13 protein-coding genes are annotated in these 15,523 nt (G+C 62.3%); 8 read left to right on the top strand and 5 right to left on the bottom strand.

Annotated features, from left to right (window positions below; all coding sequences use genetic code 11):
- The 3 genes from NZM16_RS05780 to NZM16_RS05770 all read left to right on the top strand — a co-directional run.
- Positions 1-523 (top strand): hypothetical protein (locus NZM16_RS05780; protein WP_295479233.1); only part of this gene is annotated, 523 nt, incomplete at its 5' end.
- A gap of 124 nt (positions 524-647) precedes the next feature.
- On the top strand, positions 648-1,337 hold the full coding sequence (locus tag NZM16_RS05775; protein ID WP_295479229.1) for an FHA domain-containing protein: 690 nt from the start codon (positions 648-650) through the stop codon (positions 1,335-1,337).
- Positions 1,334-1,705: a YraN family protein gene (locus NZM16_RS05770; RefSeq protein WP_295448040.1), complete on the top strand. Its 372-nt coding sequence runs from the start codon at positions 1,334-1,336 to the stop codon at positions 1,703-1,705. The genes NZM16_RS05775 and NZM16_RS05770 overlap by 4 nt, the downstream gene beginning before the upstream one ends.
- A 51-nt stretch (positions 1,706-1,756) precedes the next feature.
- Here the strand turns inward: NZM16_RS05770 and thpR are convergent, their stop codons facing one another.
- The 3 genes from thpR to pgk form a co-directional block, all read right to left on the bottom strand.
- On the bottom strand, positions 1,757-2,347 hold the full coding sequence (gene thpR, locus NZM16_RS05765; protein ID WP_295448037.1) for an RNA 2',3'-cyclic phosphodiesterase: 591 nt from the start codon (positions 2,345-2,347) through the stop codon (positions 1,757-1,759).
- Positions 2,348-3,085: 738 nt separating this feature from the next.
- The gene (locus NZM16_RS05760) at positions 3,086-3,847 is read right to left on the bottom strand and encodes a family 16 glycosylhydrolase (protein ID WP_295479226.1); all 762 of its coding nucleotides are present in this window, start codon (positions 3,845-3,847) and stop codon (positions 3,086-3,088) included.
- Positions 3,848-4,119: 272 nt separating this feature from the next.
- Positions 4,120-5,301, bottom strand: a complete 1,182-nt coding sequence (gene pgk / locus NZM16_RS05755) for a phosphoglycerate kinase (protein ID WP_295479223.1) — start codon at positions 5,299-5,301, stop codon at positions 4,120-4,122.
- Between the two features lie 1,034 nt (positions 5,302-6,335).
- Here pgk and NZM16_RS05750 point away from each other — a divergent pair.
- Positions 6,336-7,526 (top strand): citrate/2-methylcitrate synthase, encoded by a 1,191-nt coding sequence (locus NZM16_RS05750; protein WP_295448032.1) that lies wholly within the window; start codon positions 6,336-6,338, stop codon positions 7,524-7,526.
- 214 nt (positions 7,527-7,740) lie between these two features.
- Here the strand turns inward: NZM16_RS05750 and NZM16_RS05745 are convergent, their stop codons facing one another.
- Positions 7,741-9,018: an ABC transporter substrate-binding protein gene (locus NZM16_RS05745; RefSeq protein WP_295448029.1), complete on the bottom strand. Its 1,278-nt coding sequence runs from the start codon at positions 9,016-9,018 to the stop codon at positions 7,741-7,743.
- A 322-nt stretch (positions 9,019-9,340) separates the two neighbouring features.
- Between NZM16_RS05745 and NZM16_RS05740 the strand changes: the two genes are divergently transcribed.
- The 4 genes from NZM16_RS05740 to NZM16_RS05725 all read left to right on the top strand — a co-directional run bounded on the left by NZM16_RS05740 (position 9,341) and on the right by NZM16_RS05725 (position 14,751).
- Positions 9,341-10,174 (top strand): haloacid dehalogenase-like hydrolase, encoded by an 834-nt coding sequence (locus NZM16_RS05740; protein WP_295448026.1) that lies wholly within the window; start codon positions 9,341-9,343, stop codon positions 10,172-10,174.
- A gap of 55 nt (positions 10,175-10,229) precedes the next feature.
- Complete coding sequence (locus NZM16_RS05735) at positions 10,230-11,312, top strand: alanine--glyoxylate aminotransferase family protein (protein ID WP_295448022.1); 1,083 nt, start codon at positions 10,230-10,232, stop codon at positions 11,310-11,312.
- Between the two features lie 219 nt (positions 11,313-11,531).
- Entirely contained in the window at positions 11,532-13,136 is a 1,605-nt protein-coding gene (gene serA, locus NZM16_RS05730; RefSeq protein WP_295448019.1) for a phosphoglycerate dehydrogenase, read from the top strand.
- Between the two features lie 256 nt (positions 13,137-13,392).
- Positions 13,393-14,751 carry a nicotinate phosphoribosyltransferase gene (locus tag NZM16_RS05725; protein WP_295448016.1) on the top strand — a complete coding sequence of 453 codons (1,359 nt, stop codon included), beginning with the start codon at positions 13,393-13,395 and terminating at the stop codon, positions 14,749-14,751.
- 50 nt (positions 14,752-14,801) lie between these two features.
- Here the strand turns inward: NZM16_RS05725 and NZM16_RS05720 are convergent, their stop codons facing one another.
- A complete protein-coding gene (locus tag NZM16_RS05720; protein WP_295448013.1) occupies positions 14,802-15,290 on the bottom strand; it encodes a DinB family protein in 489 nt (162 codons plus the stop codon).
- Positions 15,291-15,523: the final 233 nt, after the last annotated feature.

Genomic DNA, 15,523 nt, shown 5'->3' with positions numbered 1-15,523 from the left:
CTTTGTGCTTGGCGCTTTGTTGACTATATTTAGCTTTGGAATAAGAAATATCGCGGATTATCTTTTATTTCCTGCCTTGTTTTTGAGTCTACTTGGGCATACTGTATTTATAACCTCTGTTCACTCTATTGTTCAGGAGATAAAGCTAGATCACGTAAACAATATAGTCAGAGTCTACTTCCGGAGGAAGTATTCTCATGAGGAAGGTGGCAAGTATATTTATTTTGGGAGAGGATTCGAGGATACATATCTTCAATCGAATCTCAAGGATGCTCGAAATTCTCATTTGAACGTTCCCTGGAGAACTCATAAAGATCCTTCTACATTTATTTCCCTGTTTGTCGGAAACGTCAACTCGGTCAACATCACGTTAAGCGTTTTGGGTGTTTTGATTATCTTAGCCCGCTTAGTAAATATCCACATAGAATTATCCATAATCCTGGGAGCGGGTATTCCTCTAGCCATCTTGATCCGTAAATTCTATATCTCGAGGTTCTTTGATAGAATTCTTGATCAGGAGTAGGATTCTTTTACCCGAGAATGGTCTAATTATATGAATGAGATTTTTAGATAATCGTATATACTCCGTTTCATGTCGTGCTTTGACAAATTAAAGATATGAATCTGGATAAGCCCTGGAGGCGCTCATGGTCGGAACAGAGGCGCCGATGCTGGTGATTACCGAAGGACAGCTGGCGGGGCAGCGCTGGCCCGTCGACCAGGAAGCCCTGCTCATCGGCCGTAGCGAAACATGCGATCTGGTGTTGCCGGAGCGGCAGATCTCCCGTCAGCATGCTCGCCTCAAACGGGAAGCAGATGGTTATTACATCGAGGACCTGGGCAGTAAAAACGGGACCTTTGTGAATGGGCAGCCGCTGACGCCCTTTACCCCCCAGCGTCTGAAGGATGGCGATGAGATCGCCCTCGCGCTGTGCGTGCGCATGCGGTTCGTCAGCCCTGAGGCGACGCTCCCTCTGGAATCCGCCCCGATCCCTTCCTTGGTCCCGGGGCTTTTGATCGATCGAGCGGCCCGCCGCGTGTGGGTGAACGGTCGGGAGGTAGATCCTCCCCTTTCTCCGGCGCAGTTCCGGGCGCTGGAGCGGCTGGCCATGGCCCGAGGCGCTGTGGTCTCGCGGGATGAGCTGGTCGCTTACATCTGGCCGGAGGAGGACCCCCGGGGGATCACGGAGCAGGCGCTGGATGCCCTCATTCGCCGCCTGCGGGAACGGCTGGCTCAGGCGGATCCGAACCGGGATTACGTCCTCACCGTTCGAGGCCACGGCTTCCGGCTTGCCGATGTTTCGCTTCACCTGAAAGGGCAGCCGGAGGGACGATGAGTCCTCGTCGCCTCTCCCGACGGTCTGTAGGGGCAGCGGCGGAGGCCTTCGTGGCGGCCTATCTCGAGGCCCATGGATATTCCATTCGGGCGCGGAACTGGCGCTCGCCCTTTGGGGAGATCGATTTGATCGTGGAAGGGGAAGGCTGGCTGCGCTTCATCGAGGTCCGCGCCAGGCGAACGGATCGTTTCGGCTCTCCGGAGGAGAGCCTGACCCTGCGCAAGCGCCAGCGCCTCCTGCAAACGGCCCTGGCCTACCTGGGACAATGGGAAGGTCCGGAGCCCTGCTGGCGGGTGGATCTGGCCTCCGTTTCTCTGGATGCTCAGGGCCGCCCGGTTTCGGTCACGTTCCTGGAAAACATCCTATAAGGAGTGAGAGCGCTCCGCTCCGGGGAGAAAGTGGATTCTGCCTGAAACGGATCACGGGCTTCCCCGTAATGGGATGCGAGCGATCGGCGTGTAAACAGCCCCCTGAGGATGGAGATCGCTCCGCATCAGGACGATCTCCGCCGCGCGCACCTCCCCCAGGCGCTCTATGGTGGTCCGTTCGATCACCTCCGCGATCCGCCGATAATGAGCCGGGGCCGCCTCCCGACCGACCCGTCCCAGCGTGAGATGGGGCTGATAAGGGCGATCTTCAGGGGGATAACCCAGTTTCTGCATACTGGATTCCACCAGACGTTGAAAGGCTCCCAGCGCCCGGGTGGGATCGGAGATACCCACCCAGATCACCCGGGGATGCCGGAGATCCGGGAAGCAACCAATCCCCTCCACCACGAAGGTGAACGGCCCCCGCTCCAGGGCCAGCCCCCGCAGCGCCGCGACGATCTCATCGGTGTGGGAGACGGGGATCATCCCAAGGAACTTCAAGGTGAGGTGAATGCTTTCCGGCCGGACCCAGCGGATCGGCAGGTCCCGGAGCTCCCGACGCAGACGGTCCTGCACCTCAGCCAGGCGTTTCTGAAGCTCTGAGGGCATCTCCACGGCGATGAAGGCGCGCACGGCGACCATAGATCCGACCTCCGTATTCAACGACCCGAGGGAGCTTCCTCTGGTCTCCTCCCCAGGAGCGGATGGGGCCGGTCAGACGTTATTGCTTCGTCCATAAGGAGGTGTTCAGGGGCAGGGCTGGGAGCCTTTGGCCCCCAGCCCTGCCCCTGAACAATTTTTTTCTCCCCCTCCCCGCTGAGGAAAGAGGATCGGGTGAGCGAAGCAACCGCTCACCCGATCCTTGATTTGTGTATCTCGATTCGTCGCAAACTTACAGTCGAGGTGGCAGAACAAGCTGCTTCGCCGCCCTAAACCGTTATTCGCATTCTCTGCCTCTTCCCCAACGTTGCAAAGTGGCACGAGGATTCTAAGCAGAGCCTTCTATATTCGGACTTGCCGCCTGAAGTGGCCCGTGGCGTATACGTCGCTCTCATCCATTTTACCTAATTTCAGGTGGTCACTCCAGCCAGCGGTGATGATTCTTTCTGACGGAATCTTTCGTAGGATGCGGGCTGCCTTCGCAGAACTGTATCGTCTTCGTAACTTCCCCATTTCAGGAAATCACCGCTTGCCTCATCTGGGGAATTCGGGAGGGTCAGCGGGCTGCCGAAGGCGGTCTTCCTAACTCCGAAATGCGCTTTCGTCTCTTCCCGCCGCTGAATTGGCGGGTAAGGGCAGGTAAGAAGGAATCCCCTGGGCAACTGGGCTTGCCCAGTGAAGCTCTTTATCGGACCAGGATGGGGCGCTCCGGTAAGGATTTTATCCGCCTGCTTCGATCTCTACTTGCCTCAGAGCCAGCGCCTGCGCCGCGGGAACCGGGAGCAAGCCTCCTGAAAGGCCGGTGGAGGGATCCACTACCAGGAACTGATTATCGATCCAGGCGACGAAGCCCAGGGGTCCAGCAGGGGCGAAGGGCGTTCGATGGATCTCCTTCCCATCCACTTCGAAGGTTACTTTCTTTTGATGCCACTGGATGCTATACCGATGCCATTGGGTGAGGTCCAGTGGAATCGATCGCTGCGAAACCGCCATCCATTGCTGGCCCACAGCGATCGCCATTCGGCCCAGCCATGGATGTTCCAGGAGGCGCTGAAGCGCGCGGGCTGCCGCAGCCGGAATCGGCACCCGCCATCCTTTCGGGCTTCGCCAGACCATGGCCAGCCATCCCCGACCCGGATCAGAAGGATCTAAAGCTATCCGGGAAGGGGGGGAAGCGAAGAAGAACCACACGGCTGAGGGCAGCCCCATGATCGCTCCGGGTGCCGCTCCGGCGTTCCAGAACCCGAACCCGGCCGTTCCCACTAGAGCTTCGATCGGGTGGGAGAATCGCGCCTCAACCTGGAGTCGAACCGGTGGCTTCCAGACAAATCGGGAGCCCCCATAGTCGTCCAGCTGAGCGTTGGCATACCGCTCCCCGGACCCCGGGCGCAACCTCAGCCACAGTGCTTCGGCGTCCTCTATGATTTCTGCTGCCCCCATCGTCATCCACACCCAGGGTCGATCCGAGGGGAGGAATCGCATTCCTGCTATCATAAGAAGGCCGGTATCCCGCTGAGTGGTTGTGGGGATAGGGTGTAGGGCCGGGGCGGAAGGCACCCAGCCCCATACCATGCCGATATTCCCCCCTTCTCCGCAGCCCCCGGCTGCAGAGAGGGGGAGAACGATCTTAGCTTCTGCTTCGAATCCTGTCGCTGGCCGGGCTCGATGATCGGGAGGGAGATGAGGTGATGGGGCCCTTTCCCGCTATGGGATTTTGGATCAGGCGGGGCCACTAATGGCCCCGCCTGACCGATTCATTCAGCGGAGGGCCGCTCCGCCAGGACGGCGATCCCGGGTAGGGTGCGGCCTTCCAGAAACTCCAGGCTGGCGCCCCCGCCGGTGGAGATGTGGGTGATGCGATCCGCCACCCCCGCCGCATGGACAGCCGCCACCGAGTCGCCGCCGCCCACAACGCTCGTCGCCCCGCTCTCCGCTACTGCCCGGGCGATGGCGAAGGTTCCCTCTGCGAAGCGGGGGAACTCGAAAACCCCCATCGGGCCATTCCATACGATGAAGGCGGCGCGGCGGATTTCATCGGTATATCGAGCCACAGTCTGCGGGCCGATGTCCAGAATCCGCCAGCCAGCGGGCACCTGATCGATGGGCACGACCCGAGCCTGCGCGTCGGGGGCGAAGGCGTCGGCGATCACTACGTCCACGGGCAGCCACAGCCGATCCCCGCCTCGCTCCAGCAACCGGCGCGCCGTCTCCAGGGCCTCATCCTCCACCAGAGAATCCCCCACAGCGTAGCCCTGGGCTTTCAGGAACGTATTGGCCATTCCCCCACCGATGAGCACCCGATCCGCCCGGGCCAGGAGGCTCTCGATGACCCCGATCTTATCGGAGATCTTGGCGCCGCCGAGGATGGCCACGAAGGGCCGCCCCGGGTTGGTCAGGGCCTGGCTCAGGTAGCGGATCTCCTTCTCCATCAGGAAACCGGCCACGACCGGGATGAACCGGGCGATGGCCTCCACGGAGGCATGAGCCCGATGGGCCGCGCCGAAAGCATCGTTGACGCAAAGATCCCCCAGCCGGGCCAGCTGCCGGGCGAACTCGGGATCGTTTTTCTCCTCCTCAGGGTGAAAGCGGAGGTTCTCCAGGAGCAAAACCTGCCCGGGCTGGAGGGATGCCGCCATTGCCTCCACCTCCGGTCCCACACAGTCGGGCGCCATCTGGACCGGCTGGCCCAGCAGCTCGCTCAGGCGCTCCGCGACCGGCTTCAAGCTGAAAGCGGGGTCCGGCTTCTTCGGACGGCCCAGATGGGACATCACGATGAGGGCCGCTCCCTGATCCAGGAGATACTGAAGCGTGGGCAGTGTAGCCTGAATGCGGGTGTCATCCGTCACCCGGCCTTCAGCGATCGGGACGTTGAAGTCCACCCGGACCAGCACCCGACGGCCGCGAACATCCACATCACGAATCGTCATCTTGTTCATCGATGCCCTCCTGCTTTGGATTTACCATGGGGAGGAGTTACACAGTTGGGAGCCGGTCAGGTGAGGTGGAATGACCCCCTCCTCTTCGATCCACCCTTCCCACGGCCCAGAGGACCGTGGGGAATAAAAATATCTTTGGGGGCGGAGGCGGAGCCCTTCGGCACCCGGTTCCGCCCTCAATCCCCCGCGGAAGCGAACAGCGTAACTCCCGTCCTGGTTATTTTAAGCCAGATTGCGGATCGATTGTGGTGATTAATGCCAGAACGGAAAGCTGATGAAAGTTACAGGTGTGGGGGAATGTCAGCGGCGGAACAAGAAGGAGTGGTGTTCCGCTGTCTCACATGTTTCGGATATCCTTCTCTATACCGCATACCGCGAAGCAGTATGAGAGGGAAAGGGAAATCGGGCCCTTCCCCGTCATCAGGCGGTTCGCGCTCTGGCTTACATGAATGTGGGATATGAGCCAAGATCTTTCGGGGACTGAGCCAGGACTTCTGCCCCCCGGCCCAGCCCCCAAACCGCGAAAATATAAAGCGACAAAGGATTATTGCTTTGTCCATTTTTCATTTGGGGGTTTTTGTGGGCGGTGCGGGGGGCCTTGGGCCCCCCACATCGCCCACGAAAGATTTTTTTTCTTCCCCCTCCCCACGGCCCAGAGAGCCGTGGGGAGGGGAGAGAAAGGGGGGAGGGGCCATCGCCTTCCGGACTCGCTTCGGTTCCTCAAATCCCCAGTTGATAACTGGACAAAGCATTATTCGGTCAGACTTTAGATAATTGGGCTTGACCGCCATCGCAGAGATAAATCGGGTGGATCCAGACTGCGTCTGCTGTGCTTGCCTTCCTCATTATCCCGGGTTAAGATGAGAAGAGAGGGATCGACTTTCCATTCGCGTTCTGATTAGATATTGCAAGGGATAGGTGGGGCCATTCAGGGCGACTCCATCACCCGTCCACTCCCCGGATAATCCGCTTCTACGGTGAGGGGGGAAGCAGCGACGCCAGGGATCCTATCCTACAACTTTCCGGAGGTTGCCATGACCACAACCGTGACCCCCCAGGAAGTTAAATATATCGGGAAACCCGGCGAGGTCTCCTTCGCCAAGGGTCTGGAAGGCGTGATCGTTGCGGAGTCGGTGAAGAGCTATGTGGATGGGATCGCAGGCCGCCTGATCTACCACGGGATCCCCATCGAGGTCCTGGCCGAGAAGTCCACCTTTGAGGAAACTGCCTTCCTTCTCCTCTACGACAAGCTCCCCACCGAGGAAGAGCTGGATGTTTACAAGATGCGCCTCCGACAGTATCGGGAGATCCCGGACGAGGTTTATGACTTCCTCTCCCGCGCCGGGCGCCGTTACAATTTCCATCCGATGTCGGTGTTGCGCACGGCCATCTCCATGCTGGCGGCCTTTGACGATTCCGCGGAAGAGGATACGCTGGTCGCTCATGAGCGGGAAGCCATCAAGCTGACCTCCCGGATCGCGACGGTGGTGGCCGCCATCGGCCGCGCCCGCAAAGGCCTTCCGCCGGTTCACCCCCGCCCGGATCTCAGCCACGCCGCCAACTTTCTCTATATGTTGTTCGGCGAGGAGCCGGATCCCTTCTACGCGCGGGTGATGGATGTGATCCTGATCCTCCACGCGGACCATGAGTGCAATGCTTCGACGTTCACGGTGCGGGCCATCACTTCTACTTTGAGCGATATGTATTCCGCGGTGGTGGGCGGGATCGCGGCGCTGAAGGGGCCGCTCCATGGCGGGGCGAACGAGGAAGTGATGCATATGCTCCATGAGATCGGCGATGTGGAGCACTCGGAGGCGTGGGTGCTCCGGGCCCTGGCCCGCAAGAAGAAGATCCCCGGCTTCGGCCATCGGGTGTATAAGACGTATGATCCGCGGGCCCATATCCTGAAGCAGTATGCCCTGGAGGTCACCCGGCGCGCTGGAACAGAGAAGTGGTTGAGGATGGCTGAGATCATCGAGCGGGTGATGATCGAGCGCCTGGGCCAGAAGGGCGTCCAGCCCAACGTGGATTTCTACTCCGGGATCGTGATGGCCTCCATGGGCATTGAGACTGCCCTCTTCACCCCGATCTTCGCTGTGGGCCGCATCGCCGGGTGGGTGGCCCACGCCCTGGAACAGCGGAAGGACAACCGGATCTACCGGCCGCGCTTCTTCTATGTGGGGCCGGAGCACATGGAATACATCCCGATCGAGGAGCGCGGCTGAGCATCCTCACGTCTCCAACGATGCAGGGGTGAAAAAAGCGAGGGCTGGACAGCCCAGCCCTCGCTTCTATTTAGCTAAAGGGACGATTCGGAAGCATATTACGTTTCAATGTGAAGCGTTCCTTTTGCAACGCGAGGCTCAAAAAACGGGCGCGGTGAGGAATCCCCCACCGCGCCCGTCCGTTTCCCGGGACGCCATCGGCCGGACAGATCCTTCATGGGCACATCTTGTTCTCCACACAGGCCTTCTGGAGGGCCTCCATCGCCGCCTTGGCGTCCCGGTTGGTCACGAAGTTGAAGACGATGTCGTTGAAGGCCGTTGCGAAGCCCTCCGGGGCCGCTGACCCGTGGACCTCGCTCGGGATCAGCTGATCCCGGGCGAAATCATCCATCGAGGACTGCAGATAGACGTCGAACTTGTTCCGGTCGCAGTCCAGGCGGGCGCAGATGGAGCCCTTCTTCGGGTTGAAGGCCTCCTGGCCCTCCTTGGAGCCGCAGACCTTCAGCCAGGCGATGGCCTGCTCCCGGTGCGGCGCCTTCTTGGGCAGGCCGAAGGTGTCGGTCACCACCATAAAGAGCCCTTTGTTGTTCGGCGCCGGCACCCATCCGTAGTCCACACCTGGCTTGGCGCCCTTCGAGAGGAAATAGCCGTGGGACCAGTCCCCCATAATGGTCATGGCCGCCTTGCCGTCCAGGACCAGCTGGGTGGCCGAATCCCAGGTGTGGGCGGCGTGGTCCTCGTTCACATAGTTCAGCATCCGCCCGAAGATCTCAAAGGCCTTCGCTACCTCCGGCCCGGTCCACGGCGTCTGGCCGTTCCACAGGCCGCGGTATTTCTCGGCGCCCAGCACGCCGGCCAGGACCGTCTCGAATAGATGGGCGGCCTCCCACTTCAATTTGTCGCCCAGAGCGAGCGGGGTCACCCCTTTGGCTTTGAGCGCTTCCGCAACCTGGAAGAATTCATCGAAGGTGGTGGGAGGCTGGAGGCCGTGTTGATCGAAGATCTTCTTGTTATACCAAAGGACGTTACCCCGGTGGACGTTGACGGGGACGGAGTAGATCTTCCCCTCGTAGCTGACCAGATCGATCAGCTGCTTGGGGAATTTGTCCATCCATCCCTCACTCTGCCACAGGTCCGTGATGTCCTCCATATAGCCGGTCTTCACCCAGGTGTCGATCAGCTCCGCCCCGCCGTGGACCTGGAAGGAGTCCGGCGGATCGCCGCCCAGCATGCGGGTCTTCAGGACCGCTTTGGCCTGGGCACCGGCGCCGCCGGCGACGGTGGCGTTGATGATCTCCACGCCCGGATATTTCTGTCGGTAAACGGCGAACATCGCCTCCAGCCCCTCCGCCTCCCCCCCGGCCGTCCACCACGAGAAGATCTCCAGCTTCTTCGCCGGGGCTGGTGTAGCAGGCGGAGCACAGGCGGCCAGGAGCAAGGCGGGAATCAGGAGCAGGGCAACCAGAAGGAACCATCGCCGTTGCGCAGTCATGGTCCACCTCCCTCTAACAGCGGGCGGACATGTGGATCAAATCGGGGAAGGCCGACGGCGTTCCGGGTTGTTTCATGTTCTACCATCATTGTAGAAGGATCCTCCAGGCTGTCAAGCGCGGATGAGGAGTACGGGCTAACCGAGGAGTTGCTCGGCGGCCTACGCCCCAAATTCCCCCACCAGGGAGAAGAGGAGGGTTTACATCCTGAGCTTAGAGGATTTTACGCCTTCAGGGATATCGCCCCATATCCATAAACGATTGAACTGGATTTATTTGCGACTTGCGGTATAATCTTGAGAAATCTTTCACGGAGCCAGTGGGATGCGGGAGGGGCCGGCTCGCTGGGTTTCGTTCACGGATGTCTTCCTGGATTGTGATGGGACCCTGGTCCGGGTGGAGGGCATTGTGGAGCTAGCCCGGCTAAGGGGCCAGGAGGCGATGGTGGCCGCCCTCACGGAGGCGGCGATGGCGGGTCATCTTCCCCTGGAGGCGATTTACAAGCAACGCCTCGCCCTGATCCGCCCCACCCGCGCGGAGATCCGCCGCTTGATCCAGATCTACCGGGAGAACCTGATCCCTGACGCCTTGATGGTGCTCCGTGCTCTCCACGCCTGCGGGATCACGGTGCACCTCCTGAGCGGGGGACTTGAGGAAGCGGTGCGTGGATTAGGGTTCTTCCTGGGGATCCCCCCCCAGCGCGTCCACGCTGTGCGCGTTCGATATGATCCCTTCGCGGGCGCCTGGTGGCGAGGCGAGGAGGGACCCGCATCGGGCGTGGAGCCCTCGCCGCTGCTTTATCACGATGGCAAAGCCCGTCTCCTGGAAGGCTTTCAGGCGCCCGGCCGACGGTTGATGCTGGTCGGCGACGGCGCGACGGACCTGGCGGCTCGCCCGGCGGTTCACCTGTTCGTGGGGTTCGGCGGGGTCTTCCATCGGCCCGCGATCGAGGAGGCGGCGGATGTCTACATCGCCTGCGATCGCCTAGCGCCCCTTCTGCCGCTGACCCTCTCGCCGGAGCGGGCTCGTCGGCTTCAGGGCATGCCGGCCGAAGCCGCGCTTCGAGAGGGCTTGCAGGCGTTCCGAAACGGCCAGGCGCGCTTTCGCGATCCCGAACGCCACGAGCGGTTTCTGCAGATCTGGGGAAACATTTCATGAGGCCGAGGTCGTCGGTCCTCCTACGATCCCCTCTTCACCTTCCAGGAGGCGCGCGATGGAGAACGCTCCCATGCTGTTCATCCCAGGGCCAACGTATGTCCCGGAGGAAATCGCGCGGGCTCAGGCCCGGCCGATGATCGGACATCGGAGTCGGGAGTTCACCGCTCTCTTCGAGCGGATCGTTCCTCGCCTGCAGGCGATCTTCCGCACCCTTGGCCGTGTTTTCTTTGTCGCCGCTTCGGGAACCGGCCTGTGGGAAGCCGCTGTGCGCAACCTGGTGCGTCGTAAGGTCCTCTGCCTGATCAACGGTGCCTTTGGGGAACGCTGGTATCAGGTTGCCCTGGCCAACGGCAAAGAGGCAGTCCCGGTCTCTATCGAGTGGGGGAAGGGCGTCCGCCCGGAACAGGTTCTGGAGGCGCTGGAGGGCCATCCGGACGTCGAGGCCATCACCATCGTGCACAATGAAACCTCTACGGGGGTTATGAACCCGCTTCAAGAGATCGCCGCAGCGGTGCGCCGGGCTTTTCCCGAAGTGCTGATCCTGGTGGATGCGGTCTCCTCCCTGGGCGGAGCCCCGCTGGAGACGGACGCATGGGGGCTGGACTTTGTGCTCACCTCTTCCCAGAAATGCTTGGCCCTGCCGCCCGGGCTGGCCTTCTGCGCAGTCTCCGGACGGGCGATGGAAAAAGCGAAGGAGGTTCCGCACCGGGGCTATTACTTCGATCTGCTCACCATGGCCCGCTATGCCGATCGCGGGGAGACGCCGGCCACGCCGGCCATCTCCCTGCTCTACGCGGCCGATCTCCAGTTCGCCCGCATCCTGGAGGAAGGGCTGGAGGCCCGCTGGGAGCGCCACCGCCGGATGGCGGAGCGCGTCCAGGCCTGGGCGATGGAGCGCTTCGGCCTCTTCGCTGAAGAAGGGTATCGCTCGTGGACGCTGACCTGTGTGGCCAATCCGAAGGGCATCGACGTGGGGGCGTTAAACGAATTCCTGCGGGCCCGGGGGAAGGTGATCTCCTCCGGATATGGCCCGCTGAAGGGAAAGACCTTCCGCATCGCCCATATGGGAGAGATCCAGCCGCATCACATCGAGGAGCTGCTGGCGGACATCGAGGAGTGGCTGGCCGTCCACGAATAGGGGCACGAATACACGAATGAGGGTGGGTGTGGATGGGGGTTTTGCGGCGGCCGGGCGAGGGGCTTTGTTGACTGGGAGGATCACCTTCGCGCCATGGGCAACTTCAGGCGGCGAGTTCGATCTAAGCGCCTTCGGGAGAGAAGCGCCCCAGCCCCCAAACCCCTGGGAGAGCTCGGAGGTTGCACATAGCGTCCTTCACTCTGGCAAGGAGGCTGGCGCATGGCCTGGCGCATCGGGTTGACGGATCCTCTGGATGAGGAAGGACTTGCCTTGTTGCAGGGGGACCCGGAGGTGGAGGTGATGGAAGCCCGGCGGCCTTCGCCGGAGGCGCTGCGGGAACTGGTCCAGACGTGCGACGCCCTGATCGTGCGCAGCGGCGTGCGGCTGGACGCCGGGGTGCTGGAGCACGCCGAGCGGCTGCGGGTGATCGCCCGCGCCGGCATCGGGGTGGACAACATCGACCTGGAGGCCGCCACCCGGCGGGGGATCCTGGTGATGAACACCCCGGGGGCCAGCACGATCGCGGTGGCGGAGCACACGTTCGCGCTGCTCCTGGCCCTTCTGCGGAAGATCCCGCCCGCTTGGCTCTCGTTGCGGGAAGGGCGCTGGGAACGGGAACGTTTCGTCGGCGCCCAGCTGGCGGGCAAAACCCTGGGCTTGGTCGGCCTGGGCCGGATCGGGACAGAGGTGGCCCGGCGGGCCCGGGCCTTTGAGATGCACGTGATCGCTTTCGATCCCTACATCCTGGAGGAACGGGCCGCGGCGTTGCAGATCGAGCTGGTCCCGGATCTGGATGAGCTCTTCATCCGGGCGGATGTGATCAGCCTTCACGTCCCTCTGACCCGGGAAACGCACCATCTGATCGGCCGCCGGGCCTTTGAGAAAATGAAGCCGGGCGTCTTTCTGGTGAACACCGCCCGCGGTGCGGTGGTGGATGAGGAAGCCCTCCTGGAGGCGCTGAACAGCGGTCGGGTGGCTGGAGCCGCCCTGGACACCTTCAGTGAGGAGCCGCCCCGCTCTCCGACCCTGCGGGCGCTGATCGCCCATGAACGGGTGGTGGCCGTTCCCCATCTGGGAGGGAGCACCCGTGAGGCCCAGCGCCTGATCAGCCGCCAGATCGTGCAGCAGGTGCTGGATGCTCTGCGCGGACGGGATTACCGGAATGTGGTGAATCTGCCTTTTCCCGAGGGGGCCGATTATCGGGCCCTGGCGCCGTTCATGCGCCTCGCGGAGGTGATCGGCCGCCTGCAGATGCAGCTGATCCGCGGGCGCATCTATCGAGCCGAGATCGATGTGCGCGGAGAGGAGCTGCGGGCAGCCCTTCGCCCCTTCGGCGTGGCCCTCCTGAAAGGCCTCCTCACCCCGATCCTGGGGGATGAGGTCACGTTCGTCAACGCGCCCATCCTGGCCCAGGAGCGAGGGATCCAGATCACGGAAGCCGCTCAGCCGATCCTGGGAGCCTACGCCCAGGCCATCGCATGTCGGGTCCTTTCCACCCAGGAAGCCCGGCTGATCGTCGGGGCGCTTTTCGCTGGAGAACCTCGCATCGTCCAGGTGGACGATTTCCCGATGGAGGCTTTGCCCCGCGGAGCGGTGCTGATCATGCGCAGCCGGGACGTGCCGGGCGTGATCGGCCGCGTGGGGACCTTGCTGGGGCAGCACGGGATCAACATCGCGGAATGGCGCTTGGGAAGGGATCGGCCGGGCGGCACAGCGCTCTCCTTCATCAACCTGGATAGCCCCGCTTCTCTCGAGGTCCTTGAGGCATTGCGGGCCATGCCGGAGATCGAGGATGTGCGCCAGGCGTTTCTGCCGGAAAATTAAAGACGGATGCGAAGGCGTGGTCGCTCTTGGATTGGGGGGTGGGTTTCGAGGACTGGATGGAGGGCCGAAGGCGCCCCGCCTGGCCTTCGAAAGACGTGCTCTCTCCCTCCCCACAGCCCTTGGGGCCAGAGGTGAGCGGGAGGCCGTTCCGCCTGGGCGTTTGGCTCCTTATCTATAGAACTTTGGGCAAGGAAGATCGCCCGCAAATCCCTGTATCATAGGATCAGCAGACAACCGCGAGGAATGGGAGCCCGGAATGGTGAAGCCGGAAGAGCGCATCCTGATCACGGACCTTTATGAGCTGACTATGGCCCAGGCCTACTGGGCCCATGGCGTCATCGGTCAGGCGACGTTCAGTCTGTTCGTGCGAGATCTTCCGCCTGAGCGCGGATTCCTGGTGGCCGCCGGGCTGGAGGATGCGCTCCGCTTCCTGGAGGATTTCCACTTCTCCCCCGAGGCCCTGGCCTATCTCGAATCCACCGGGATCTTCTCCCGTTCCTTCCTGGATTACCTGTCCACCCTTCGCTTCACCGGAGAAGTGTGGGCGGTCCCGGAGGGGGCGCTGGTGTTCGCGGGCGAGCCCATCCTGGAGATCACCGCCCCGATCATCCAGGCCCAGATCGCCGAGACCTATGTGATCAACCAGATCCATCTGCAGACGATGATCGCCACCAAAGCGGCCCGCTGCCTTATCGCCGCGCGAGGCCGCGGCCTGGTGGATTTCGCTTTGCGCCGGACCCATGGGGTCGACGCGGGGCTGAAAGTCGCCCGCTGCTCCTATATGGTCGGCTTCCAGGCCACCAGCAACGTGCTCGCCGGCAAGCTCTACGGGATCCCCATCACCGGGACGATGGCGCATTCGTTCATCATGGCCTTCTCCAGCGAAGAGGAAGCCTTCCGGGCTTTCGCGGAGACATTCCCCGAACGCTCCGTTTTCCTGATCGACACCTATGACACCCTGGAAGGCGCCCGGCGGGCGGCTCAGGTGGCCCTGGAGATGAAACAGAAGGGCCAGCGCCTGATCGGCGTCCGCCTGGACAGCGGGGATCTGCTCGCGCTGAGTCGCGAGGTGCGCCGCATCCTGGACGAGGCCGGTCTTCCGGAGGTGCGGATCCTGGCCAGCGGAGGGCTGGACGAGTATCGCATCGATGAGCTGGTCCGCGCCGGCGCGCCCATCGACGCCTTCGGCGTGGGGACACGGATGGGGGTTTCCGAGGACTGGCCCTGGCTGGATATGGCGTATAAGCTGGTGGCTTACGAGGATCGCCCGGCTTCTAAACTCAGCCCCGGCAAGGCCTCCCTGCCCGGCCCGAAGCAGGTCTTCCGGTTCTACGACGAGGGGGGGCAGATGCGGGAAGATCTCCTGGCCCTTCGGGAGGAGCGCATCGAGGGCGGCGTTCCCCTTCTGGAGAAGGTAATGGAGGGAGGGCGCCTGCTTCGGCCCCACCCTGCCCTGACGGAGATCCGTGAGCGGTTTCAGCGGGCGTTCGGGCAGCTGCCTGAGCCCTACAAGGCGCTCCGGGATGCCCCTCGCTATCCGGTTCGCCTCAGCCCGGCTTTAGAGGCTCTGGCCAACACTCTGGCTGCTCGGCGAGGCGAACTGGGGGAAAGCTGAGGGCGTGCGGCTGCTCGATGCCGTCCCCGGCGTCTGCCTTTTCCTGGGCGCTACCCGATCGCCTGCTTGTGCTCCCGCCAACGCTCGATGTCCGCCCGGTGTTCTGCATCGTGTTCGAAGGTGTAGGCAGCGATGAGCGACCAGAGGGGCTCGGAGAGACCCGGGAACCGGCCGGGTTGGACGAGGTCCTCTTCGGAGAAACGTTCCAGGCGCCGGAGCAACTGCTGATATGTTCCGTGGAAATCGGCCAGCACGCGTTCCAGAGGGCGATCCCTTTGCTCCCGGAAAAAGCGCTCGTTCAGCGCATTCATCTCCATCTCGGAGGGCGTCAGGTCTTTCGGGCGTCGCCCCTGTTCCAGCTGAAACAGGGCGGTGATCAGGCGTCCCTGCCACACCGCGAGGTGGGCCAGGATATCCTTGACTGTCCACTCCCCGAAAACCGGCTCCTGGCTCATCTCCTGCGGGGTGAGCCCTTCGATGGCTTTAAGAAAGCGCTCCCGCTCTTCCTGGATCCGTCGGATCAGCGCGGCCTTATCCATAGGGGCTTTTGCTCTACTGTGTTGTGTGGTTTAGGGTTGGGAAGGGGCCGTTGCCACCGGAGGGGGCTTTTCCCCTGACCCCTTGAGCCCAGGGGGATTTCGCAGAGGCGAGGATCCTCTTTGTCCTCCCCCAAGGATGTCCTAAGGGATTTCCTACTTTCGGGGGCGGGGCGGGGGGCCGTTGGCCGCCCCCCCCCCCCCCCAAACCCCCGAAAATGAGGAGGGTTGGGGTG

Source organism: Thermoflexus sp. (genome assembly GCF_025055495.1).
Lineage (GTDB): Bacteria > Chloroflexota > Anaerolineae > Thermoflexales > Thermoflexaceae > Thermoflexus.
This window is presented reverse-complemented; position numbering and strand designations above follow the sequence as displayed.